Source organism: Microcystis sp. LE19-131.1A, assembly GCF_027532015.1.
In the GTDB taxonomy this organism is placed as follows: Bacteria; Cyanobacteriota; Cyanobacteriia; order Cyanobacteriales; family Microcystaceae; genus Microcystis; species Microcystis ichthyoblabe_A.
The window spans coordinates 1-24,536 of sequence record NZ_JAPZSS010000304.1; the positions used below are offsets into that span (position 1 = coordinate 1).

25 protein-coding genes and 1 tRNA gene are annotated in these 24,536 nt (G+C 44.1%); 11 read left to right on the forward strand and 15 right to left on the reverse strand.

The genetic code is table 11. The features are described from left to right. Window positions 1-213: 213 nt before the first annotated feature. The 4 genes from O9323_RS21065 to O9323_RS21080 all read right to left on the reverse strand — a co-directional run bounded on the left by O9323_RS21065 (window position 214) and on the right by O9323_RS21080 (window position 3,678). On the reverse strand, window positions 214-951 hold the full coding sequence (locus O9323_RS21065) for a peptidylprolyl isomerase (RefSeq protein ID WP_002753373.1): 738 nt from the start codon (window positions 949-951) through the stop codon (window positions 214-216). A 28-nt stretch (window positions 952-979) separates the two neighbouring features. Next, window positions 980-1,546 (reverse strand): photosystem I assembly protein Ycf4, encoded by a 567-nt coding sequence (locus O9323_RS21070; RefSeq protein WP_002733435.1) that lies wholly within the window; start codon window positions 1,544-1,546, stop codon window positions 980-982. Window positions 1,547-1,894: 348 nt separating this feature from the next. Next, a complete protein-coding gene (locus O9323_RS21075) occupies window positions 1,895-2,362 on the reverse strand; it encodes a hypothetical protein (protein ID WP_002753371.1) in 468 nt (155 codons plus the stop codon). Continuing rightward, window positions 2,362-3,678 carry an AAA family ATPase gene (locus O9323_RS21080; protein WP_002753370.1) on the reverse strand — a complete coding sequence of 439 codons (1,317 nt, stop codon included), beginning with the start codon at window positions 3,676-3,678 and terminating at the stop codon, window positions 2,362-2,364. The genes O9323_RS21075 and O9323_RS21080 overlap by 1 nt, the downstream gene beginning before the upstream one ends. A gap of 730 nt (window positions 3,679-4,408) precedes the next feature. Here O9323_RS21080 and O9323_RS21085 point away from each other — a divergent pair. The 3 genes from O9323_RS21085 to O9323_RS21095 all read left to right on the forward strand — a co-directional run bounded on the left by O9323_RS21085 (window position 4,409) and on the right by O9323_RS21095 (window position 5,919). Continuing rightward, on the forward strand, window positions 4,409-4,759 hold the full coding sequence (locus tag O9323_RS21085; RefSeq protein ID WP_002732192.1) for a DUF6883 domain-containing protein: 351 nt from the start codon (window positions 4,409-4,411) through the stop codon (window positions 4,757-4,759). Then, window positions 4,756-5,064 carry a DUF4926 domain-containing protein gene (locus O9323_RS21090; RefSeq protein WP_002753368.1) on the forward strand — a complete coding sequence of 103 codons (309 nt, stop codon included), beginning with the start codon at window positions 4,756-4,758 and terminating at the stop codon, window positions 5,062-5,064. Before O9323_RS21085 ends, O9323_RS21090 begins: the two co-directional genes overlap by 4 nt. A 390-nt stretch (window positions 5,065-5,454) precedes the next feature. After that, window positions 5,455-5,919, forward strand: a complete 465-nt coding sequence (locus tag O9323_RS21095) for a hypothetical protein (protein ID WP_002753367.1) — start codon at window positions 5,455-5,457, stop codon at window positions 5,917-5,919. Window positions 5,920-6,033: 114 nt separating this feature from the next. Here the strand turns inward: O9323_RS21095 and O9323_RS21100 are convergent, their stop codons facing one another. From O9323_RS21100 to O9323_RS21145, 10 genes are all read right to left on the reverse strand, one after another. Further along, a complete protein-coding gene (locus O9323_RS21100; RefSeq protein ID WP_002753366.1) occupies window positions 6,034-7,737 on the reverse strand; it encodes a DUF262 domain-containing protein in 1,704 nt (567 codons plus the stop codon). A 130-nt stretch (window positions 7,738-7,867) separates the two neighbouring features. Further along, entirely contained in the window at window positions 7,868-8,203 is a 336-nt protein-coding gene (locus tag O9323_RS21105) for a ribulose bisphosphate carboxylase small subunit (protein ID WP_002732395.1), read from the reverse strand. A 15-nt stretch (window positions 8,204-8,218) separates the two neighbouring features. Then, entirely contained in the window at window positions 8,219-8,617 is a 399-nt protein-coding gene (gene rcbX, locus O9323_RS21110; RefSeq protein ID WP_002732424.1) for a RuBisCO chaperone RbcX, read from the reverse strand. Window positions 8,618-8,747: 130 nt separating this feature from the next. Beyond that, entirely contained in the window at window positions 8,748-10,163 is a 1,416-nt protein-coding gene (locus tag O9323_RS21115; RefSeq protein WP_002753365.1) for a form I ribulose bisphosphate carboxylase large subunit, read from the reverse strand. Between the two features lie 549 nt (window positions 10,164-10,712). After that, window positions 10,713-11,375: a beta-carboxysome scaffolding protein CcmN gene (ccmN, locus tag O9323_RS21120; protein ID WP_002753362.1), complete on the reverse strand. Its 663-nt coding sequence runs from the start codon at window positions 11,373-11,375 to the stop codon at window positions 10,713-10,715. Window positions 11,376-11,506: 131 nt separating this feature from the next. Continuing rightward, complete coding sequence (locus O9323_RS21125) at window positions 11,507-13,471, reverse strand: RuBisCO small subunit-like domain-containing protein (protein WP_149107664.1); 1,965 nt, start codon at window positions 13,469-13,471, stop codon at window positions 11,507-11,509. Between the two features lie 70 nt (window positions 13,472-13,541). After that, entirely contained in the window at window positions 13,542-13,853 is a 312-nt protein-coding gene (gene ccmL, locus O9323_RS21130) for a beta-carboxysome shell vertex protein CcmL (protein WP_002741688.1), read from the reverse strand. Window positions 13,854-13,885: 32 nt separating this feature from the next. Further along, window positions 13,886-14,227 carry a carbon dioxide-concentrating mechanism protein CcmK gene (locus O9323_RS21135; protein WP_002733426.1) on the reverse strand — a complete coding sequence of 114 codons (342 nt, stop codon included), beginning with the start codon at window positions 14,225-14,227 and terminating at the stop codon, window positions 13,886-13,888. 66 nt (window positions 14,228-14,293) lie between these two features. After that, entirely contained in the window at window positions 14,294-14,605 is a 312-nt protein-coding gene (locus O9323_RS21140; protein WP_002734613.1) for a carbon dioxide-concentrating mechanism protein CcmK, read from the reverse strand. Window positions 14,606-15,211: 606 nt separating this feature from the next. Beyond that, window positions 15,212-15,496 (reverse strand): Nif11-like leader peptide family natural product precursor, encoded by a 285-nt coding sequence (locus O9323_RS21145; protein WP_002731728.1) that lies wholly within the window; start codon window positions 15,494-15,496, stop codon window positions 15,212-15,214. 303 nt (window positions 15,497-15,799) lie between these two features. Here O9323_RS21145 and miaB point away from each other — a divergent pair, with 303 nt between their 5' ends. Both miaB and O9323_RS21155 read left to right on the forward strand, forming a co-directional pair. Beyond that, a complete protein-coding gene (miaB, locus tag O9323_RS21150; protein WP_002777286.1) occupies window positions 15,800-17,140 on the forward strand; it encodes a tRNA (N6-isopentenyl adenosine(37)-C2)-methylthiotransferase MiaB in 1,341 nt (446 codons plus the stop codon). Between the two features lie 223 nt (window positions 17,141-17,363). Continuing rightward, window positions 17,364-17,750, forward strand: coding sequence for a C6orf136 family protein (locus tag O9323_RS21155; protein ID WP_002753359.1), 387 nt, complete (start codon window positions 17,364-17,366; stop codon window positions 17,748-17,750). 9 nt (window positions 17,751-17,759) lie between these two features. On the opposite strand, the gene O9323_RS21160 is transcribed toward O9323_RS21155, so the two are convergent. Continuing rightward, window positions 17,760-19,172, reverse strand: a complete 1,413-nt coding sequence (locus tag O9323_RS21160; protein ID WP_288125721.1) for a slr1306 family protein — start codon at window positions 19,170-19,172, stop codon at window positions 17,760-17,762. A gap of 177 nt (window positions 19,173-19,349) precedes the next feature. Between O9323_RS21160 and rpmG the strand changes: the two genes are divergently transcribed. The 6 genes from rpmG (at window position 19,350) to O9323_RS21190 (ending at window position 24,344) form a co-directional block, all read left to right on the forward strand. Continuing rightward, the gene (rpmG, locus tag O9323_RS21165; RefSeq protein ID WP_002734724.1) at window positions 19,350-19,544 is read left to right on the forward strand and encodes a 50S ribosomal protein L33; all 195 of its coding nucleotides are present in this window, start codon (window positions 19,350-19,352) and stop codon (window positions 19,542-19,544) included. Between the two features lie 40 nt (window positions 19,545-19,584). Next, on the forward strand, window positions 19,585-19,800 hold the full coding sequence (gene rpsR / locus O9323_RS21170; protein WP_002732313.1) for a 30S ribosomal protein S18: 216 nt from the start codon (window positions 19,585-19,587) through the stop codon (window positions 19,798-19,800). 381 nt (window positions 19,801-20,181) lie between these two features. After that, on the forward strand, window positions 20,182-22,410 hold the full coding sequence (locus tag O9323_RS21175; RefSeq protein ID WP_002753355.1) for a sensor histidine kinase: 2,229 nt from the start codon (window positions 20,182-20,184) through the stop codon (window positions 22,408-22,410). Window positions 22,411-22,486: 76 nt separating this feature from the next. Beyond that, a tRNA-Phe gene (locus O9323_RS21180) sits at window positions 22,487-22,559 on the forward strand. Between the two features lie 440 nt (window positions 22,560-22,999). Then, entirely contained in the window at window positions 23,000-23,743 is a 744-nt protein-coding gene (locus O9323_RS21185; protein ID WP_002741704.1) for a HEAT repeat domain-containing protein, read from the forward strand. Further along, the gene (locus O9323_RS21190; RefSeq protein ID WP_288125722.1) at window positions 23,727-24,344 is read left to right on the forward strand and encodes a flavin prenyltransferase UbiX; all 618 of its coding nucleotides are present in this window, start codon (window positions 23,727-23,729) and stop codon (window positions 24,342-24,344) included. The genes O9323_RS21185 and O9323_RS21190 overlap by 17 nt, the downstream gene beginning before the upstream one ends. Window positions 24,345-24,536 lie beyond the last annotated feature (192 nt).

Genomic DNA, 24,536 nt, shown 5'->3' on the forward strand with positions numbered 1-24,536 from the left:
CTCTCTAGCATTTTCTGGCTCTCGGGGTTTAGGTCTCTAATCAATCTCATTGTATTTTCCTGCTGCTTCGTTTTTTTATGTATTATACTTCTTAATTTTTTATTTGGGTAATTAATTTTGCATGACTACTTATCAGTTATCGGAATATTAAATGATTGGGTGGGTTAGGGGGAAAATTAAATTATCGTCCCGCGAACCCACCCTAACCGATCGCTATTTTTTCAGATTTTCTGCACCAGAAACAACTTTGGCCGAGTCAATTTTATCCCCTTGTTTGATCGTATCGATCACTTCCATTCCCTCAGTTACATAACCAAAAACGGCATAATCACCATCGAGGAAATTGATATCCGACAGGGCAAAATAAAACTGAGAAGAAGCGGAATTAGGTTGTTGAGAACGGGCCATCGCGATCGCACCGCGTTTATGGGGTAAAGCGACGATGGGAGTGCGCGACGTGGCCTGTTGACCGATTGATTTCCCATAAATCGGCTCTTTTTCGTCTTTAAGGAGAATTTCTAGGGGAACATAACGGGATTGCTTGGTTTCTGGATCAACAAAACCACCGGTTCCGCGACCTTGGGGATCACCACCTTGGGCGACAAAAGGCTGCGGTTCTGTAACCACGCGATGGAAAGTTAAACCATTATAAAAACCTCTCTCCACCAGATCCACAAAATTACCGGCAGTAACTGGGGCCGCATTGCCATCAATTTCGATCGTTACCGGTTTACCTTTGATGATCATCTCGACGACAGCAGTTCCATCTAAGCGGGGTTTGTAATTATCCATGTTGACACTGCCCGAACTGGCAGGTTGAGAGGTTTGGGTGATACTAGAATTATCGGGGGTGGAGTTAGCTTCTGGGGAAGAACAGCCGAAAAGTGTGGTCGTTGTGATTAAAAAAACACAAACCACAGACAGCCAGCCAGATTTTCTTATCTTCATCATTTTATAGCCAAAAAGAGCGAAAAAAGGCCTACAATCCCTCTAGAGGAATTTCCAGAAAACGAGCGAGTTCCGCTCCTTGATTTTCCAATTCCGAGAGGGACATCGGATCACCGACGCGAGTTAGAGGGATATCGCGACGCTGTTTAATCCGTAGGAATAGTTCCCGTTTCGGGTTGAGTCCTTCTCGCACTTCGGCCCGCACAGCTTGCACATCTTCGAGAGGCCAATCGAGATCAACGCGACGATTTTTGCCAGGGTAGCCCCAACGAAAGATTTTAAGTTTGCCGGTTTCCTTATTAAACTCGTTGTAACCACCTCCGACATTCCAGAGGAGAGATAACCAGAGATAGATGGCTAAGAGGGTCCCCGCAGTGCCATAAAAGAGGAGGGCGACCCCTTGGGGAATAAATTGTAAGGCACTGGTATCGCTAACGAGAAGTAGATTGACCTTCAAATAACTGGAAAGACCGGCAAGGAGAAACCCTAGACCGCCAATAGAGACGATTACAGCCCAAAAATAGTTACTAGGGCGACGCGCTCCCACTACTTCTTGCCGTAGGATCAGGCTATCTTTACTTGTTGTTTGCGCTTTCATGAATTCTTTTTAAGGTTGCCTAGAGTTATTTTACCAGCTTTTTTCTCGCCACTTCCCCAACCCCGCCCCAGGGATGCAGCCGTTGATTTTTCTGGATGTACCCATGTTTATCATAATATTTACTTATAGGTCAGTGGGGGAAGTTTAGGGGAAAATTCCCTAATCGTAATTCTCCTCGGCAACAATCATGCGTTAGATTTATTCGGGGTTTCCTTAATTTGTACCCAGTAAAGGCACATTCAGATACAGCACGGGTTATGGCCTTTTGTTGACGGGGAAGTCCAATAATTAAATCTCTACTTTTTAAAATACAAATCGACTATTAAAACTAAATCCGTAGTCAATTACTCATAACTTCGGTGGCCGCTCGTAACCTTTAAGGTGTTTGTCCAAAGACCATATATAGACGCGGCGGCTTGGATTTTGATCACAAATTTTCTGCCAATCATGAATGATAGAAAGGTCTCCCAGTCCCCTACCTCGCATCGCTTCATCAGGAAACTCTTTTAACCATCCTTGCAGGTCTTCTTTCTTTAGAAAATTAATAGGGGTGAAGGGAGATTTTCCTTCAAGAGCTTGTGTTACCTGATTTACAAATTTTTCTGCACAAATACGTCGCTGATTGCCATCTACCTTTTTGGCCTTGGCAATATGATTGCCAGTTTCCAGAATGGTTGCCATTGGCAAAAAAAGAGATTCCCTAGCTTTAATTTTCTCTTCTAATTTTTGAAGTATTAACTCAGATTGACTCGCTTTGTGGGGGACATTAAGTATCTCTAAAAAGATCGAAGTATCGATCAGACAAATAGCTCCCATCAGGCTACTTCTCCCTGTTTTAATTGCTCTAACCAACTTAGCGCGTTTTGTTGACGTTGTTCTGCTGTGGACTTATCCTTTAAGAACTTATCTAATACTTGTTTAGTCATCAACTGACCAAGAGTTCCCTGCACAATTAATTCGGGGAAACGCTCTAAATCAGCTAATCGGACAATACGACTATCTCCTGCTTGCGGATCTCGGTAACAACAAAGTACATTTCCAATATCACTATCGGGTACTGCATCTAGTAACGCCGGGTTATGGGAGGTGATCAGTACCCTCAGTTTTCTTTCTAAGGCGATCTCCCGAATTTGCTTAACTAAATTATCTGCACGACTGGGATGAACACCGTTATCGATCTCTTCAATAATTACGAAAGTTCCAGGATTTACACTTAGTAGAGTTGCAGCAATCGCTAAAACTCTCAGAGTACCATCAGACAACAAAGGAGCATCTATCTGATGTTCTTTGTTCCCAAAAGACTCTATTAGTTTCACCATAACATCCTTGCGGTCTGTAATGATAAAGCGAATATCGGTAATATCCTGTTCTGGTAATGAACGAATGAAGTCAAGCAACTTGTTTTTTTGAGTCTCTCCCTGCTGACAAACTGCGTAAAGAACACTAGAAAGGTTAGAGCCATCTTCTTTAATATTATCATCTTTAGCGTAAGCATAATCCCGCATTACTGCTGGACGAGGATCAAGAAAGACGATATTCCTCAAGGTTTCTCGAATTACTTTAGTAACTGCTGGAATAATTTTTTGTGATTTAGTATGACTTTGCTGGAACCGACTGGGAGTTTCCAATTGATAAAAAATAGCTTGTCGGTTAGAGCAAGGTATGTGGGGCTTTTTACCACCTTTATTAAAATTGTTATACATCACCCTAATTTCATCGGTGTGTGAGTTGGGATCGCCATCAATTTTGTAAAGTGTTAATTCCTGATCTTTACTAGCTTTACTGACACTTTCTCCGATTATAATAAGTTGGTCTGATAATAGCCCAATTTCAATCTCGAAATCAGTCCAACCGTCAGGAGCGTTATCAATGTGTGTTGCTAAGGTAAAATACTGTTTTTCTGCACCGAAAAGATCGATCACTTGTCCACGAGCAATTGCATTCCCGCTTTGAATGTTGCGTTCAATGTCATCTAACCTGCTGCCTTTCGCTAACCACGAAAGTAAGCGAATTGCTTCTAGTGCATTACTTTTCCCTGACGCATTAGCACCGATTAAAAAGGTTATGGGTGCTAGAGACAAGGTTGCCTCCTGATAGCTTTTGAAATTCCGAAGAGTCAGGGATGTTAACATACTTTTCACCCATTAAATCTTGACTGGTGCAGTTTGAGCATTTGTACTAAAAGTTCCAATACCGGGGCAGCTTATAGACTCTAACAAGTACCGAAAACTAGCACCCATAACCTTGAAAACTCAAACTGTAGGGCAGGGCATATCCGAACAGTATAATCTAGGCTTGGGGAGATAAGATCGCTGTTTATTGGCATTAGGGCGGAACCCTTACCCTTACTGCATGGGGCTTCTCAGAAAAAATTGAAAAGACGCTACCGGGTACATTTTTCCCTTGAAAATGGCTGTACCGTTGACTGTATCTAGAGTAGAGCGATTCGGTGGAGTTGGCTTTATAGTGATCGCTAACCTTATGATCACAGATGATGTCATTAATCTTTAGAGTAAGCGATTCCCTCTGTAGCCATGTTTTTGCTGGTTTTCTGCCCCGAAACAAGCTATAATGGTCGAAAGGTCAAATTGGAAGATTTTTGCCGCAAACCCTATCTGCGTAAAGACTTCAGGATTTTGTGTTCAGTAGCTCATTGGTATTATATGGCTTTAACTCAGGCTCTGTAAGACTTTTATCCATAGCTAGTATTTTTGTACGGGTAAAGTCCAGAGCTAAATGGTTGCCTTTTTTAACTTTTTTATTGATCTCATTAAGCATTTCTACTTATTGCAAGGGTGAGATGCTCCCTTATGAAATATGAAACTAGAGGCAAAGTCAAAATTAATAATCGTCTTAATTCCAATGAAATTAAAAGATATTGTCAACAAAGTCAAAATAGATTCTAGAAAATTAACCCAATATGCTCTCAATTTAGACAATCCAAAAGGATTAAATAAAGCCATCATGTTTCAACGCCACTTAGGATATACTCAAGATAATTATGAGCCACTTCTACAACAAATCGCTAACAAAGCCCTTGAAGCAAAAGCTGTTTATCAAAGTACAGATCGACATGGCAAACGCTATCAAGTTGACCTAGAAATTACAGGAATTGAACCAGGGCAACAAGAAATAGTGAGGACTGGATGGATTGTTGAGCCTGATAGTGATACAGCTAAATTAGTAACTTTATATGTGAGAAAAAGACCATGATTAAACCAGAATTATTTGACCTTGTGGAATTATTAGTTGACTTGCCTGAACATAACTTAATAATGGGAGAACAAGGGACAATTGTTGAAGACTACAATGATGGTTGTTACGAAATTGAATTTAGTAATAATCTAGGGGAAACTATCGCCCTTTGTTCTCTCCCAATGCAGCAATTTATTGTCATCTGGAAAGCTCAGAACAAAACTTGGTTATCTTTAACAGAAAAGCTAACAGCTTTAATCGATAAATTACCCAAAGAAAAGCAACAAAAAGTTTTAGATTTCACCCGCTCTTTGTATCAATAAAATCGGAAAAAATAGGCTATTCCAGAATTGCTATGCAAATAATTAACTTAAAATAAAAGCTAAAATTCATAGAGGGAGAGACTTACGGCACAAACAGGTTAATACCAAAAGATAGACAATAGAGTTAAGATTTGATATAATCGCCAAAAACGAGAGTATTTTACCTATGATAGTTGACAAATTTTTGAACCTAAAAGGAACCTCTATTCAAGGCTATCGACACCTAGAAAATATCGGTATAGTTTGACGAATCGAATCAAAAAATAAAAAAGCAGCCTGTCCTCGTTAAGGATTAGTCTAGGGCGTATCGATATTAAAACTCCTGCCAAACCTGGCGAAAGCCTAGTAAAAACACAAGTTTACAAAGCTTGGAGCCGAATAATTCACTGTGTGATAAATCCCAATTCCAAAGACTATATACCAGGAGTTGAAGTTCATGATTCATGGCGTGATTTTAAGCGGTTCCTACAAGATGTTGGTCATCCCCCTGAAAAAAATATGGTATTTTCTAGGCTAGATAAAAACCAAGGATTTTTTCCAGAAAATTGTGCTTGGCTTACGAGAAGTGAGGCAAGTAGGCTCAATGCCGAACAAACCCAAAAGAAAGGTAAGCTTAGGAAAAACAAAGATAAAAATAATCGGGAAATTATGAATCACAAAGTAAAAAGTTTATCTGATTGTATGGAAATACAACTCGAATTACCTTTAGATCTATCAGTAGGTACAGCAGATAGAATTATTGTTGAAGGTATTCAAACTCAAGACCGGAAACCTACGAAAACTTTTTTTCAAACCGCAAAATCTTTACAATTGCAAGGAGATCCGGATTGGTCGGTTCAAATCGACGATCGATAATCAGGTTTCCCTCGATCGCTCGAAATCCTGACAGATCGATCGCTTCCTCGTGAAAATTATCCTAGAAATCTATTCCCAAGTAAAAGCGAATCGAGAACATTTTTTAACCCGCTCTCAAACAAAGTCGGATTTCCAAATATGAACCGCTCGTCGGGCTAAACTTTCTTGACGTTTAGCGATCGTGTCCGGTGTCCATTCCTCTGGTACTATATTTCTCGCTAGAGCATAATCGCTTTGTTGGTAAATCTCTTGTTTATCTGTATAGTATTGATTGCCGATTTGACGATTCAAATTAGCTTCTAAAGGAATCAAGTTACCGATCCGATAGGTCATTTCCTCGATCTCGTTATCGAGAAAGTCAACGCGCCATCGATCGCTCGGCGATTCTGGTAGAATATGCTCGATCGAGAATCCATCTTCCGCTATATTAGATCGACCCGATTTGTCCATTTCTAATTTCCAGAGAATATATCGAACCAGTTTTTTCTTTTGACCTCTGGTAGAAATCGAAAGAATCGAAAAATCCTGCACGAACTTAGTATCCGTGACATAAACCGATCGCAAGCCCTCGAAAACTTGCCTCGGAGTCGTCATTTCGCCATTATTTATGGCGATTGCTATCTTATTATAAATCCCTTCTAGCTCATTCGGGTTAAGACTACTGACAATCGTGTATCGAAACGAAATTATACAAACCAATTTTAGTAGGCGGGTGAAGTTCTCGCTTGAAAATTTATTATATGCCGAGAATAAAACTGGATAGGCTTGTTTTACGCCAAATAGTTCAATTTCTCGAATATAAGGGATATTATCTGGAGTATCTTGCCAGAATTCATCATTGGGATTATTAAGAGCGATAAAAAGACCACTATATTCTTCGAGTTGTTCGAGTAATTTAAACGCGCTTTCAGCGTTTTGTATAGACTCTCGAACCCTTTTAAATAAACGTTCCCGTCTTACTCTCGTCCGCGTGAGGCTGAGATAGTAACGTAGGAACTCGGGGAATTTTTCCATTGTAACGGTATCAATAATTCCTCTCCACTGTCGTTGTCCTTCTCGCAAATCATCCGCCCCTCGGAAAAGAGAAAACAAATAATTTTTTAATAGATCGGTTGAACTTAGCTCTATCCCTCTAGCGTTTAGGGTTTCGAAAACCGTATACGCATTCAATTCATCTTCAACATTAATCTGAATAAATAAGAGTCTTTTGGCAACGGTATCCGTTAAAAAAATTGCCAGTTCTTTTCCACTGTTAACTACGCTTGTAAGCTTTTGCAATGAATCCGAAAAGTATTGAAAAGCTTTCCATAGGAGTTGGTTGGATTTTGCGAGCGATCGAGGATTGCGAGGAGGTCTAAAGTTAATGAGACGACTTTGATAAAAATCATTATTATTTTCATTCAAAATTAATTTACTAGATTCTTTTAAAGAACCCAGATCTTTATTACTCAAATAACCGCTTTTGAGAAGCCGTTGTCGTTCTCTATTCGCTTCCGCTTCTTCCCCCCGATCGATTAACGTTTGAATTTTTTCGATAATCGCTATAGCGAGAATACTAATCGTTACCAATCGTTGTTGTCCGTCAATAATTGTAAAATCCGTATCCGATCGCTGGGAACCCTGTAAAACGATCGCTCCCATGTAATGACTAGAATCGGGGTTTTCATAGAGCGTTTGAATATCCTGCCAGAGATCTTCCCAATTTTCTTCCTTCCACGAATAATCTCTTTGAAAAGGGGGAACTCGGTAGATTTTGCCATTGCCGATGAGATCGCTAAAATTGCTGGTTCGGGTATCTAATAGATGAGTACGGGGCATAGGTTCGATCGGCAGTCAGTTCATCACTTCTAACTTACCAAATATCGGCCGATCGTTTACCCGTGTTAAAAACCACCAAAAAAAGGATGGCCTCGCGGCCATCCCTACAAACCTTTAAACTACAGCCAAATTAGTAGCGGCCGACATTGGGTTTATGAACAATAAAGCTCATGGTTTGACATTGTTTGATGTTGTCAAAAGCGATAACGCGGATGTAGCAATCAGAATACTCGGTGCGGCACTCGCGAACTTCATTAAGAACTTCTTGGGGACCAGAAACAGAGAATAAAGGCAGTTTCCACATCGTCCAATGATAATCCGCGGGTTTGGGATCTTTTTCAAATTCCACAGCAGGAATATAACCCTGATCGATCATGTATTGAATTTGTTTAGCAATTTGTTGATCGGTGAGGGGGGGCAAGTAGGAAAGAGTTTCGTAACGCTTCTCTTTAGGTAAAGTTTTCATGGGTTTCTTGATTCCTTATGGGTTGGGTAGATCATCAACATCGAGATTTAATTCCGATGTCTCTGGTTGACTTATAGCAGTACGGGTGAGACGTTCCAAAAGTTGCCGACGATGTTCGGTATTGTCATTAATAATTCCCGTTTTTACCATCTCTGGCAAGAACTCTAAAACCTGTTCGGCTAGATGTTCTCTTACCGTCATGATCCGCAAAACTAACTCTTTATTCTCAGTCATTAACCCCGCAATATAAGCCTCGCCATCCTGAATGGAATGGCTAGAAGTATAGTGACTCAGCCAAATAGCTAAAGTTGGATTAGTTTCTGACAATTGATCGATAATCGTGCGAACCGCTTGGTAAGTTAGGTAACTTTGTAAGACTTTCGCGGTATCTTGAACAACTTTTTTCGGATACATTTTATACAGTTTTCAGTTATTGGCTAGACAGTTATCAGTGTTGAAATTCTAGCGACTGCTTGCCGATTTTGGGCAAGTCCCCGGCATTATTTTGCACCGATAACTGCTAACAACCTTCTGAAGGGCTGTATTAGAGGGTATCCATAGCCTCGAACTCGAATTTGATTTCTTTCCAGAGTTCGCAAGCGGCAGCCAGTTCAGGACTCCAACGGCAAGCTTCCCGGATAACGTCGTTACCTTCGCGGGCCAAGGAGCGTCCTTCGTTACGAGCTTGGATACAAGCTTCCAGAGCCACACGGTTAGCGGTGGCACCCGGTGCGTTACCCCAGGGGTGGCCGAGGGTTCCACCACCGAACTGTAAGCAGGAATCGTCACCGAAGATTTCCACCAACGCGGGCATATGCCAAACGTGGATACCACCAGAAGCAACCGGCATTACCCCGGGTAAGGAGGCGTAGTCTTGGGTGAAGAAAATACCACGAGCGCGATCTTCTTCTACATAGTCTTCACGCATCAGGTCAACAAAACCCATCGTGATGCCGCGTTCACCTTCGAGTTTACCGACAACGGTTCCCGAGTGCAGGTGATCACCACCAGAGAGACGTAAGCACTTAGCTAAAACGCGGAAGTGGATACCATGATTTTTCTGACGGTCGATAACCGCGTGCATTGCCCGGTGAATGTGGAGCAGTAACCCTTTGTCGCGGCAGAATTTCGCCAGGGTGGTGTTAGCGGTGAAACCACCGGTGAGGTAGTCGTGCATGATGATGGGGGTTTTGATTTCGGCGGCGAATTCAGCCCGTTGCATCATCTGCTCGCAGGTAGGAGCGGTTACGTTGAGGTAATGTCCTTTAACTTCGTTGGTTTCTGCTTGGGATTTAACGATCGCCTCTTGGACGAAAAGGAAACGATCGCGCCAACGCATGAAGGGTTGAGAGTTAATATTTTCGTCGTCTTTGGTGAAGTCTAAACCACCGCGGAGACATTCATAAACGGCACGACCGTAGTTTTTAGCGGAAAGGCCGAGTTTGGGTTTGATGGTGCAACCGAGTAGGGGGCGACCGTATTTGTTTAATTTGTCCCGTTCAACGGTGATACCGTGGGGAGGACCTTGGAAGGTTTTGATTAAAGCGACGGGGAAACGGATATCTTCTAAACGGAGACCGCGTAGAGCTTTGAAACCGAAAACGTTACCAACGATCGAGGTGAGGATGTTGGTGACGGAACCTTCTTCAAATAGATCTAAAGGATAGGCAACGAAACAGAAGAATTGGTTATCTTCGTTGGGTACGGGTTCGATATCATAACAACGGCCTTTATAGCGATCGAGGTCGGTTAAGTTATCGGTCCAAACGGTGGTCCAGGTACCTGTGGAAGATTCCGCCGCTACCGCCGCACCTGCTTCTTCAGGAGGAACTCCTGGTTGGGGTGTTACCCGGAAGCAAGCTAGTAGATCGGTATCTTTGGGGGTGTAGTCGGGGGTGTAGTAAGTCAGGCGGTAGTCTTTTACGCCGGCCTGGAAACCTTTGGATTTGGCTTGCACCATTGGGGTTATTCCTCCATAAACTGCATGATTAGTCGCACCTGTAAAATCTCGCCGTCAACCGACATAGATTTTTCTTAAGCTCCTTTCCCCTGCTGCTAGGAGCGAAGTTAGGGAGCAATTTTCACTAATGTTTTTTTCAACTGATCATCTTAACACGAACTTTACCCTATTCTGATCATTTTTTTCTTTATCCCTAAAATTTTGATTGTTTTTTTTTCTCGGGGGGATTAGTTTCTTTAATCTGTCGTCATCTAACTTTGACAATCTCTACAAAAACACAAAAAAATCAACAAAAATTTACCTGATTGACACGCAGAAACTTCTGCTCATCAGGCTTTGAGCGATTAAAGCTAATCCTTAATTGAGGAAGATTATCAATAATTACAACCTCAAAAAATGTCGGCAATCGCTAAAGATTAATTAGATTTCTAAGCAATTATACCCAGTACCTAGAGGACAGTTAGACAGCAGTGAACTCTAGATAAATTAGGTCTAATTACTCAGTAATTATTGTTGAGATTTTTGGCTTATGAACGATTATTTTCCCCTTCAAGAATTAAGGTTATTGTTGCCATTAAAACGATGACGTTCTGGAAATAGCGTGACCAATAACTGATTGATATAGACCTTTCCGACCACCGATGCTTGATTCGGTCGGTTAGTAGTAGATGCTGGTTCTCTGGTTTCCGCAGGACTGGCCCCGGCCACCGTTTCCTCGCCATCCCAAGGACTGGCCACGGTTTCGGAGACCACTTCCTCCACTGACGGCACTGGGGACACTTGACTGACTACGGGTTGCGGTTCCGGTAAAGGGGGTCTTTCCGGTTCCGATCGGGTCGCTGACACTTCGATGGTAATTTGACGGGAAGTATCTCCGATCAGGGAACCGGACGGCACGAGCGACATCGCTGCCACAGAAGCATTAAAAATCGTTGTGGTTGACCCAATACAGGCATTTTCACCGATTTCACCCCGACCGACGACCAGAACACCTGTACCTAAAATTGCTCCCGCACCGATAGCAATAACACCCTGATAGGCGGTTAAAATTGTTCCCATACCCAGGCAAGCACCCGCACCGATAATTATTTGGCTATTGGGGGCTGCTCGGAGAATCACCCCCGGAGCCACGATCGCACTCTCATCAATGGTTACATCACCATTGACATAGAATTCCGAGCGGCTAATAGGTTGAACGGGGGGTAAGGACATAATTGACAGTTATTCAGTGATCAGTGATCAGTGAGCGGGGGTTAGGGGGTAGGGGTTAGAGTTTCCGGTATTTTTCCCGATCCGCCAACACCTAACACCTATCTCCCTTCACCGATCGCCGAGTCCTGAAATTAAGGGCGTTGAATAATCGATTCGAGAACACGACGTTTCGCTTGGGAGTCAATCCCGATTAGACGAACGTATTCCCCTTGATGGTCGCGCAGACAGGTTTCTAAAGCGGCCACCACATCGGATTCGCGACTGCTCTCGATCGGGGTGCAGCTTTGCCAAGAACTGGTTTTAAAACGACGTTTATCCGCGTGTTCGGCCCCGATTTTGTGACCTTGGTTCAATAAAGAGCGAATTTGAGTGATCGTTTCTGCGGTTAAGGTACTGGTTAAAGTGGCAGTACCGCCGCCAGAAGAACCAGAAGCATAGCTTTTGAAACTCGGTTCAGCAACGGTGGCGGTTTTACCGTTGCCATTGCTAGCCACCGAACCATCGGGACGCTGGATCACTGTTTCTAAAACCCGTTTTTTGGCTTTAGCATCGATACCCAGTAAGCGGACGTATTCGCCGCTATGTTCGCGTAAACAATCTTCCAAAGCAGTAATTACATCAGATTCGCGATTGCTTTCGATCGGGGCGCAACTCTGCCAAGAACTGGTTTTAAACCGGCGTTTATCCGCGTGTTCGGTGCCGATTTTGTAGCCTTGGGCGAGCAGGGAACGAATTTGAGAGATCGTTTCCCCACTTAAGCTACCACTGCTGCTATGACTGGCTCCGTTACTAGCGGGGGCGCTGTAGCTGCTGGCTTTGCCGCTGCCGTTACTAGCGGGGGTGCTGCTTCCCCCAGGGCGGTGAATAATCATTTCGACGACCCGTTTTTTCGCTTGCGGGTCGATCCCGATCAGGCGGACGTACTCATCGCTATTTTCAGTCACGATCGCTTCAATATCGCGAATGATGCCCGCTTCGCTCTTGGTTTCGATCGCCGGTCCGGTTAACCAAGAACTGGTTTTAAACCGGCGTTTATCCGCGTGTTCGGTGGCAATTTTCAGTCCTTGGGCCAGCAGGGAACGCACTTGTACGGACAGGTCGGAATGGCCGTTACCGTTGCCATGACCGCCGTGGACGGCGGTGGTGGTGCGGGCCGTTTCTCCCGGGGTGTCTTCGGGGCGTTGGATAATCATTTCCAGTATGCGCCGTTTAGCGGCGGGATCGACTCCGATCAGGCGGACGTATTCGCCTTGCAGGTCTCTCAGGGAGGCTTCTAGGGATTGGGATACCTGTTCTTCGCGGCCGCCGTCGATAAAGCCGGCACTTAACCAAGAACTGGTTTTAAAGCGGCGTTTGTCAGCGTATTCGATGCCGATCTTGTAGCCTTGGGAGAGGAGGGAGCGAACCTGCGCTCGAATGTTTGTATTTAAACTCATAGGTGTCACCGAATTTCTATATAGCGTCTCATTAGCGATGTTTATAGCGGCTGCCGGTGGAGGAGTCGCTGGGCTGTGGGCTTTGACCGGGACGCTGGGGGCGAGGTCGATATCGACAATGTGACGAGTGAAGGCTCGATCGATTTCTGTGACATCGGGTAAGCGATCAGCCTGTTGTTGGCTGGTGATCACGGAACCGGATGGCACGAATTTACCGGCGGGGATTTCCACGTCTTGAACGAGGGCGTGCATCATGACGATGCAATCGGCCCCGATGCGGGCATTAAAGACGGTGGAGCGAAAACCGATAAAACAGCGATCGCCCACATAGGCAGGCCCGTGAATGAGTGCCATGTGGGTGATGCAGCTGCCCCGGCCGATCCACACCGAATATTCTCGGCCGTCATCTCCCACCACACGGCTTTTTTCTAAACCGTGGATGATTGCTCCGTCCTGAATTTTGCTGTCGTCGCCAATGTGAAAGGGGGTTCCTTCATCGGCGCGGATGGAAGTCCCCGGAGCGATCACCACTCGCGCCCCGATCTCGATAGCGCCACTGAGGTTAGAGAAGGTGTGGACTTTGGCACTCTCGTCTATGTGCGTTTCCTCTGGGGATTTGGTCCGCTTTTTCGGACTAGCCGCCGTTGTGCGGACGACCATAGTTAGTCTTCCTCCATACTGAATTTGGCTGGCTGGTTGTTACTTAACTGTGTTTGGGTTCTATCGATGTTTAACCGGATTGACGAAATTCGTCCCTCTTGCTGTAGAGGGTGCGATTTTCTACGGTTATAGTGTCAATAATCCCCACCACCATCGCGTCAAGGGGGCGATTGTTCTGTCCGTCTTCGATACGGGCGGCTCCTCCCCGGGACACTAGCACCCATTCATTAATCCCCGCTCCGACAATATCACCCGCTACTTCGTATTTAGGCAAAAGTTGCCCCTGTGCGTCGATGAATTGCAAAAGCAGAAGTTTCACTCCCGTCATACTGCGCGGTTTCAGGGTGCTAACGACGGTTCCGCAAACTTTGGCAATTTGCATGGAATTTGTTTACACTAAAAGTTAGTTGCGCTCTAGATTCGTCTTAAAGGTTGTGGGTTAACACTTTCACGAAACTGTTCCACGGCTTCTGTATAACGAATGGGAAGAACGTATTCGAGGTTTTCGTGGGGACGGGCGATGATGTGGGTCGAGAGGACTTGACCACCTTTAACACGATTAGATGCCGCTTCTGTCCCCGCCGATACGGAGGCCTGTACTTCCGAAACGTCCCCCCGGACGATGACGGTGACGCGACCACTACCAATTTTTTCGTAACCTACTAGGGTTACGCGGGCGGCTTTTACCATGGCATCAGCCGCCTCGACGACGGCTGGGAAACCCAAGGTTTCCACCATGCCCACTGCAATTGACATAATATTTTTGTCTCCTAATGGTTGGCTTTCTTCGACTCTATAGATGCTGACCCCGATTAACGGTGTTTAATAGCTGCGGAATTGCTCTACTTCTTCGGTGTAGCGAATGGGCAGCACATATTCGAGGTTTTCGTGGGGACGAGCGATGATATGGGTAGATAGCACTTGTCCTCCGTTAACCCGGTTGGCGTTTTCCACTCCGGCAGCCACAGAAGCTTGCACTTCTGAAACGTCTCCCCGGACAATGACAGTGACGCGACCACTACCGATCTTTTCGTAACCCACTAGAGTCACCCTGGCGGCCTTGACCATGGCATCGGCCGCTTCCACAACGGCGGGAAATCCTAGGGTTTCAATCATTCCTACTGCAATTGGCATTTTTTTGTTCCTCGCTTGTCAAGCCAAACTAAACTATTAATTTCGTTAGCGTTATCAACTTTGTTTCAGTCAAATTCTTTCCTTGTTACTTTTCCTGCTCTAGCTTTGGTGGCAGTCGGGATCGTGGCAAGGTGGGGGTAAGACCATCCTAGATTTTATCTCGATCGTGACTGTTTTCATCCACTAATTTTATTTTCTAGGGCTGGTTGGTAAAAATTTGACGAGTCAGGCAAAATTATCAACCTAAAAAAAGCATAGGAAACTATGACACCTTTGACAATATAAAACATTATGATTATTTCTCATCTTCCGGTTAACGAAAGTTAATCATTCCTTCCCTTCGTCCATCAGCCTCAGCAATTCTCAGGACATTGACAGCTAAAACCTTTGCTATGACTGCATTTGCCCTTTAACTTCTCTCTTGGCAGCTCAATTGTCTCTGCTGGATTTACTGGCAGATAAAAGCCTATTTTTCCCTAATTTCGGCTTTTTTATAATTTTTTTATACTATATACGGCTGGGGTTGGGGAGAGAGGAGTGGGGAGAATAAATAAAAATAATCTCCTGACTCCTGACTCCTGACGGCTAAAAAACTGATCACTGATTCTAGCGATCGATCTCACCTTCGTAGGGTTGGACACCGATCGAGGGATAATTATCGTGGTTAGGACTGAAAACTTCTAACACTGCATGAGCTAACTTTTGGAAAAAGTCGGGACTCTCGTGCAAGGATTTAAGTGCCGCTTCTAATTCCGGACGGGAGAAATCGAAGCCTTGAGAGCGAGCTATCTCTAGTAATTGCTGAGGATCTTGGGTTGAACGCATTTTTTTACCCAATTCTTCGTTTTTAGCGGCTAAGGCGAAAAAGTCGAACACTTGATTTTTAGACATATAAATACTTTTCCTTTGATGATTAAAGGTGTGGCCTCGGCGGCGTGGAGGTTAAACTGCCTAGTATGGTTTATTTTTATCCTACCAGTCAGGAGATATCCTCAAAGCAAAAGTTTCGTTTTTATTTGCTTGTATGGCTGAGTATGCTTTAGGTCTAATTCTGAGGAGTGGGAAGTGGGAAGATGAAAGAGGTTTCTTTCCCCACACCCTACACCCCACACCCCACACCCTACACTCTCTTTCAAGTCAGAGAATAAATAGCCTAAAATAGAAAGCTACACTCTTGTTTCTGTAGCCAGCATCATGAATAAGTCCCCACGTCGTTACCATATCACCACCTTTGGTTGTCAGATGAATAAAGCTGACTCCGAACGCATGGCGGGTATTTTAGAAGATTTGGGGTTTCAATGGTCTGAGGATGCCAACGAAGCCGATTTAATCCTCTACAATACCTGTACAATTCGCGATAATGCCGAACAGAAGGTTTATTCCTATCTCGGCAGACAGGCTAAACGCAAACAAACTCAACCCGATCTTACTCTAGTGGTCGCTGGCTGCGTGGCCCAACAGGAAGGGGAACAATTGTTAAGACGGGTTCCCGAGGTGGATTTAATTATCGGTCCGCAACACGCAAACCGCTTGGGAGACTTATTACAACAAGTTTTTGACGGTTCCCAGGTGGTGGCCACCGAACCCATCCACATCATGGAAGATATCACCAAACCGCGCCGGGATAGTAATATTACCGCTTGGGTGAACGTCATCTATGGTTGTAATGAACGCTGTACCTATTGTGTGGTTCCGGGGGTGCGTGGGGTGGAACAATCGCGCACTCCTGCGGCAATTCGAGCAGAAATGGCACAATTAGGACAACAGGGTTATCAAGAAATCACCCTTTTAGGTCAAAATATCGATGCCTACGGACGGGATTTACCCGGAGTGACGGCAAGCGGCCGACATCTGCACAACTTCACCGATTTACTCTACTACATTCACGATGTGGCCGGCATTGAACGTCTCCGTTTTGCCACCAGTCACCCCCGCTATTTTACCGAACGTTTGATTAAAGCTTGTCAGGAATTACCTAAAGTTTGTGAACATTTTCATATCCCTTTTCAATCGGGGGATAATGATATCCTCAAGGCCATGAAACGGGGCTATACTCAGGAAAAATACCGACAAATTATTGCTAATATTCGCGATTTAATGCCGGATGCTGCCATTAGTGCCGATGCGATTGTCGGATTCCCCGGAGAAACAGAGGCACAGTTCGAGAATACTTTAAAATTAGTCGATGAGATTGGTTTTGATCAATTAAATACGGCGGCCTATTCTCCCCGTCCCGGCACTCCGGCCGCTATTTGGGATCATCAATTAAGTGAGCAGGTAAAAAGCGATCGCCTACAAAGATTAAATCATTTAGTGGCCACAAAAGCTGCTGAACGTTCCCAAAGATATTTAGGCAGAATTGAGGAAATTTTAGTGGAAGACGTTAACCCTAAAGATGCTAGTCAAGTTATGGGAAGAACTAGAGGCAATCGCTTAACTTTCTTTACGGGAAATATTGAGGAATTGCGAGGCACATTTGTTAAGGTTAAAATTACCGAAGTCCGTCCCTTTAGTTTGACGGGAGTGAGCTTTTGAGTAGTGGTGCAAAACTAATTTCTTGGTTAGGAGAGGCAATAGGCAATAGGCAAGAGGTTGTTAAATATGTGTAACTAATTTTGCTTAGGTACTTAATAGTTAACAGTGACCCCTCTTATTCAGGGGGATCCCCCCGCCTATCGGCACCCCCCTTATCAAGGGGGGCAGGGGGGATCAAAGGCAAAATCTATCTTCAATTTAATTATAACTAATTACTTATTTTATGGATATTATCGCTATTTTGCAGCAAGATTATCAAAGATTTCCCCTCGATCAAACCTATGACATTTATGCTGATAACGTTTATTTTCAAGACCCTCTCAATCAATTTCGGGGGATTAAACGCTATCGGGAAATGATTGGTTTTATGAGTCAATGGTTCCAAGCTATCAAGATGGATGTCCACGCAATTGAACAGCAGGGAAATATTATTAATACCCGTTGGACATTGCACTGGACAACCCCTTTACCTTGGCGGCCTCGCATCGCTATTTCTGGACGCAGCGAATTAACTCTCGATGACAATAATCTGATTATTTCTCATATCGATTATTGGGATTGTTCGCGCTGGGATGTGCTGCGTCAGCATTTACCTTTTCCCGGTTCTTAACTACATTTTTTAACCAGAAAATGCCGACCAACGAGCGCTCGTTTGCTTGACAAAATCCTGTAAAAATGCTAGGCGTTGATTTTGTTCCCAGACCTGTTTAACTTTATTCTGCAAACTCGTCCAATTCCAATCATTATTCAGTTGCTCGTTAATTTCCTGTTCTTGGAAATATTCAATTAAACTTAAACCAGCTAAACGAGTTAGATAGGCTGCTCCAATTCCCTGCACTGTACCACCGGCAATATAAGTAATCGCATTTCCCTTGAGAATCGTTCCTAATGCCTGGGTTGTCACTTCTACCATGCCTAATTGTACCATCATCTTCCCTAGGGTAGTCATGGCTGTTTTTGCTTGTTCAAGGGACATTTTTTGTTGATAAATTGCCCCTAAATCCACTAACATTTGAGCGTTAGTAGCTGCCGCTAAAACTAAATCTAGGGCTGCAAGAGGATTAGCAAAAGTGGCAGTAGCGGCTATCCATTGGTATTGTTCGATAACAGGTAAAGCCTTTTTGCGTCGGGATTGATTAAGTAATTGTTTGGTTTCCTTGGCTAATTCGAGCGCTTGTCGCCAGATAGTTCCGAGAACTAATTCGGACTTTTCTTGTTCGATAATTTGTCGGAGATGATTATCTAAAGGATCGATAACCACGGTTTGGGTTTCCGTCCATTCCTTGATTTCTCCATTGCTTTGATGTTGACGAACTTTTAGGGGTTCAGGGGCAGCGGCTATGGCTAAAATATGATGAGAGGGAATAGTTTCTTTTAGTCTTTGTTTCAGTGAAAGGAGTATTTCTTCTCTGGTCTCGGCGGGTAAACGATCCTGTTTATTCAGTAACAGGATAACACGCTGGTGCATTCGATCGAATTGCTGGAGGATTTGCCATTCGGAATCGCTTAAATCCCCATTGATCAGATACAAAACTAGGTCGGCTGCCAGAGCCTTTTTCTGGTTAGCGGTGCAGTTGAGAGTTAGAAGCGGTTCCGTTTCCAGAAAAGCGATAGATTCCCCAAAGTTGCCGCTTTCTAGTAGTTTTTTTAAGGCAGTTTTACCAGTTTTTCTAGCACCAGTAATGGCAATTTTGAGGTCTTGGCGACTAAATTCTTGATTTAATTGGCTTAAACTGGTTTTGAGTGGAGTTAAGTCTTGATTAGGGTCTTCTTTGACCAGATAATTAATTATCTTCTCGGCTTTGCTAATCGCTTGTTTAACCTTTTCTAGACTCAGGGGAGTGGGATGGGAAAAATCGATTTTCGTGTTGGGTTTTTGCCAAAACCAGATACCAGCACCAAGAGCAATCGCACCGAAAATACCCCAGGAACTGATTTCGCTCAGTGTACTATTGAGAGTTTCCCCCAGGGTGAAAGCGATGGTAATGCCTATCCCCGTCACTAAAATCGGTTTACCCAATCTTACCGTCATTTTTCCTCATCCTCGCCAACTGCTGTGATTATTCTAGCTTTTTTGTGCTGGATTTCATCCCAAACTCAACTTTTTAGCCGACAATTCCCCTGGTTCGTCCCGGCCGCTCTTGCCTAAAAAGCTTCAGATATGTCATAATGATTGATTGCGTGTAAATTTATCCGATCCCCTGTTGTTATGGCTAGTAAAAAAGGCGTTCGCCTAATCATCACTGTAGAATGCACGGAATGCCGCAGTAATCCCGATAAGCGTACCCCCGGCGTTTCTCGCTACACCACCAGCAAAAACCGTCGCAATACCACCGGCAGACTGGAAATCAAAAAATACTGTCCCCACTGCAATAAGCACACCGTCCACAAGGAAATTAAGTAACCACACTTTAGTTAAAAAGTCAAGCAATCTTTACAAATCTATGAGCTACTATCGTAAACGTCTCTCCCCCATCTCCCCCAGTCAACCGATTGACTACAAAGACACCGAACTCCTCCGCAAATTCATCACCGAACGCGGCAAACTCCTACCTAGACGCATCACCGGTTTAACTTCTAAACAACAGCGAGATTTAACGGAAGCGGTGAAACGGGCCCGTTTAATGGCTTTATTGCCTTTTGTCAACCAAGAAGCCTAAATTCAGTGATCAGTAATCAGTAATCAGTGAACAGTGATCGCTGAAAATAACACATATAAGTAATAGGACAAAATTAACTTCTTGGTGAGGATAGGCACTCATGGAAGAAGTAATTGGATATGTGTAATTAATTGTATCTAGCTACTTAACTTAAAACTTAAACCTGATCACTGATAACTGGTCACTGATAACTGATAACTGATAAGCGATCTCAGTATATTGGGGTTGCTTTCTCGTTTTTGCAAAGAAATATATCGAAATCGGCAGCGGATAGGAAAATTCGTGCGAGAATCTAAAGAAATAATTAAATCGCTCTAGGAGTAGCCGACGATTTTGTGATTATCGATCCAAATCCACCAATTAGCACAATGGGAGGCTCTTATGGAAAAGCAGCCATCAGAAACCGAGATCGAGCTAGATAAACAGCTAAAAGAGGAGTATTCCGAGCAGTTTCTGCGTAGTATATTTAATTCCGTGCAAGCGTCGATTTTTGTGGTGGACGTGCTGGAAAATAGAGATTTTCGCTATGTGGGAGCAAACCCCGTTCATGAACGCTGGACAGGATTGCGTTCATCAGAGATTAAAGGCAAAACTCCCGAACAAATCCTTCCCCCCGATGATGCGCGTAGTGTGCGGCAACACTATAGTGATTGTGTGCGTTACGGAACGACTATTTCCTACGAACAGTATTTACCTTTTCAAAATATACCCTACTGGTGGCTAACGACTTTAACACCCCTACGGGATAACAATGCGCGCATCTATCGTTTAGTGGGAACCAGTACCAATATCACCGAACGTAAACAGGCCGAAGAAGCTTTAAGATTACAAGCAGAACGGGAACAACTATTGGGGGTAATGCAGGAAAGAATCCGGCAATCGTTGGATCTTGATCGCATTTTGCAAAGAACCGTTAAAGAGGTGCGACAATTCCTCAACTGCGATCGAGTGTTAATTTATCGTTTATTCCCCGATCATAGTGGCATGATTGTGGTGGAATCCCATACTGCGAGGATTAATTCCGTCTTAGGAAACAGCATCGAGGATCCCTGTTTTAATTTATCCCCAGAACGTCTGGAAAATTATCGTCGTGGGAGAATTCAAGTTATTGAAAATGTCCATAATTCGGGACTTGATCCCTGTTATCGCAACTTACTCACCTCTTTGCAAGTACAGGCTAACTTGGTGGTGCCAATTATCTGCGATAACCAACTCTGGGGGTTACTAATTGCCCAAAATTGCCAAAAAACTCGCTCTTGGCAATCCAAAGAAATCGATCTCCTTAAACAATTAGCCATTCAAGTGGGAATTGCCATTCAACAAGCGGAACTGCACCAACGGGTAAAATGCTTGAATACTGCCTTAGAATCGGAGGTTCAGCAAAGAACCGCCGAATTGCAGATGACTTTGAAGTATGAAGCATTAATCGGACGGATTACCGAAAAAATTCGCGATAGTCTCGATGAAAATCATATTCTGCAAACCACCACTAGGGAATTAGTGCAGGTTTTACCCGCAGAACGGGCCCAAATTGAGCTTTACAATCCCAGTCGCAGCCAAGCTACTATTGTCCACGAATATACCACTCAAGAGCTTATCTGTCAGGGAATTAGCCGTCAAATTAGCGATTTTCCTGAAATCTATCAACCGCTGCTGCACAAACAAATTTTACAATTTGTTGATCGTCTTCCCCTTGGCAATCCGCAAATCTGTCGTGTTAACCGTTGCGCTTGTCCTATCTTTGACGATCAGGGTTTTTTGGGCAATATTTGGCTAATTCGGCCAGCTAATCAGATTTTTAACTCCTTAGAAACTAATTTGATTCAACATATTGCCACCGAATGTGCGATCGCTATTCGCCAGGCGCGACTTTACGAATCTTCCCAAGCACAAGTGAGGGAATTAGAAAAACTGGAAAGATTAAAAAGCGAATTCCTGAAAACCCTTTCCCATGAACTGCGAACCCCGATCACCAGCATCCGTCTAGCGGTGGAAACCCTAGAAAGTCTCCTAGAATATCAAGGGATCAAGATCGATCCAGAGGATTCGATCGGTCAACTGTTGCAAATTCTTAACATTGAATGTCAGCGTCAGAGTAAGTTAGTTAATGATCTGTTAACTTTAACCTATCTGGATGCGGAAAGCGAACCTCCGGCGATCGAAACAATCGACTTACTTTCTTGGCTACCCTTATTAGTGGAACCTTTTCGCACTCTCACCCGCGAGCGACAACAGCAGTTAATTTTAGATATAGATGGGGATATACCGGAGATTAACAGCAATCTTTGTGATATCGAACGCATCATAGCGGAATTACTGACCAATGCTTCTAAATATACCCCAGAACAAGGGATAATTAGGGTAAATGTCTGGCGTGCAGACGAGCAAATATTAATTAATGTGAGCAATTCAGGAGTAGAAATCCCTCCAGAGGAATTATCAAGAATATTTGCTCCTTTTTATCGCATTCCTCACCACGATCCCTGGCGCTACAGTGGCACCGGTTTAGGTTTAGCTTTAGTCCACAAACTGATTAAACCCCTGAATGCCACCATCGATGTCACCAGTGCCAATGCTGTCACCACTTTTACCCTCACCTTGCCAATCTAGTCAAGCAGAAAACTTTTTAGAAAAAAACCTTGCAATTATTTCGAGGGCGTGCTATATTGAGAAAGGACTAAAAAAAGCCGAGATAGCTCAGTTGGTAGAGCAGAGGACTGAAAATCCTCGTGTCCGCGGTTCAAATCCGCGTCTTGGCATCGAAAAAACGCTAGAATTTGCCCTGTATTTACTTTCTAATCTGCTAGGTTTTGTAAATGCAGCTGACTCTCTTAGGTTTGGTGGGTAAAATGTATTCTAAGATACAGTCTTGCGGGCGAACGACTGGAACGAACCACTCCAGACACAAAGGACACAAAGATTGATCGCTACTATATCAGTTAAACTTATCACACAAAGAATAAGAGAGCCTGCAGCCTTTCTCGTCAAGATGAAGTGTAACCTAATTTGGTAAGCTAAAAGCTTTGATGTACTTAGTTTCTGACCTTGTTTTTAGGTGGGAGAATTGCCAGATTCTTTCTTTTGCCTGTTGCCTGTTGCCTCTTGCCTATCTTCACTAGGAAATTAATTTTGCACGACTACTTACTTTTTGATTTTGGGCTTGACGTGAGCGGTCACGGATTAAGATAATCTAACAAGTATGTACGACAATGAAATCCTAGACTCTAGCAATTCCTTAAATAATCCTCTCGATGCGAGCGATCCGGATCAAGCAGCGGAAATCCCTCCCGATCCCGAGGAAATGCTCTTATTGCTTACTTCTGCTCATGTTAGCGAGAGAATGATCGCCGCTCGCGCCTTTTGTGAATTGCGGGACGAAAGAGCGATCGCCCCCTTACTAGAGATGTTAAACGATGTCTGTCCCCTAGTGCGTGTCAGTGTCGCCTACGCTTTGGGACGAAATCCCAGTCTTAGCTCTGTGGCTCCCTTAATCGATTTACTGGCCAGGGATTGGAATGGTTACGTCAGAAAAGGGGTAGTTTGGGCCCTGGGTAACTGTGGTGATCGCAGAGCGATCGAGCCTTTGGTTCATGCTCTCAAAACTGATATTTCGGCGGTGCGATTATGGGCCGCCAGTAGTTTGGCCCAGATTGCCAAGGTCAATTATGAAGATATCATCACTGTGTTGCCGCCTTTAATTGAAGGATTGCGCCGGGATTTAATCGCAGCGGTGCGGAGTAATTGCGCTTGGTCGATCGGTCAATTATGCCGAGAATTGCCCTTCAATGTGATTTATGCCACGGCGATCGATGCTTTGATCGAGGCCTTGGTGGAAGACGAGGATTTAGGTGTCAAGGAAGATGCTAGGGGTGCTTTATTAAAGGTGGGCGACCCAAGAGGATTACAATTGATCGAGGAATTAGAGCTTGAAGGAATTATCTAAACCGCTAATTTTGGGCGTTACAGGGTCATCAGGGCTGATTTATGCCGTGCGTACCCTCAAATATCTACTTTTAGCCGACTACACGATCGATCTAGTGGCCTCCAGATCAGCTTACACCGTCTGGCAAGCAGAAGATAATATTCGGATGCCGCCAGAACCGGAGCTGCAAGAACAATTTTGGCGCAGTCAATGCGGGGTGATGGAGGGGGGAAAATTACGCTGTCATCGTTGGGGTGATGTGGGGGCAACGATCGCCAGTGGTTCCTATCGCACCCTTGGTATGGTAATTATTCCCTGTAGCATGAGTACAGTGGCCAAATTAGCGGGGGGATTAAGTTCCGATTTGCTAGAAAGAGCGGCCGATGTGCAGATTAAGGAGGGCAGAAAATTGGTTTTAGTACCGCGAGAAACCCCTTTTAGTTTAATTCATCTGCGTAATTTAACTACTTTGGCCGAGGCGGGCGTTAGAATCGTGCCAGCAATACCGGCATGGTATCATCATCCCCAATCGATCGAGGATTTGGTCGATTTTGTCATCGCTCGTACTCTCGATCAGTTAGATATCGATTGTGTGACAATTAATCGCTGGCAAGGACATTAACAGTTATCAGTGATCAGTTATCAGTTATCAGTGGATAGTGGACAGTGGTTAGTGGTTAGTGGGAAAGCATCTCATTTATGCAAGTGAGTAATTATACTTATCCATAAAACTGGTTTCTAGCAAGACTTTCAAAATAGCTTGACATAAAAACCTGATTTAGGGGTTACAAAGGTGAGATGCTCCCGTGGTTAG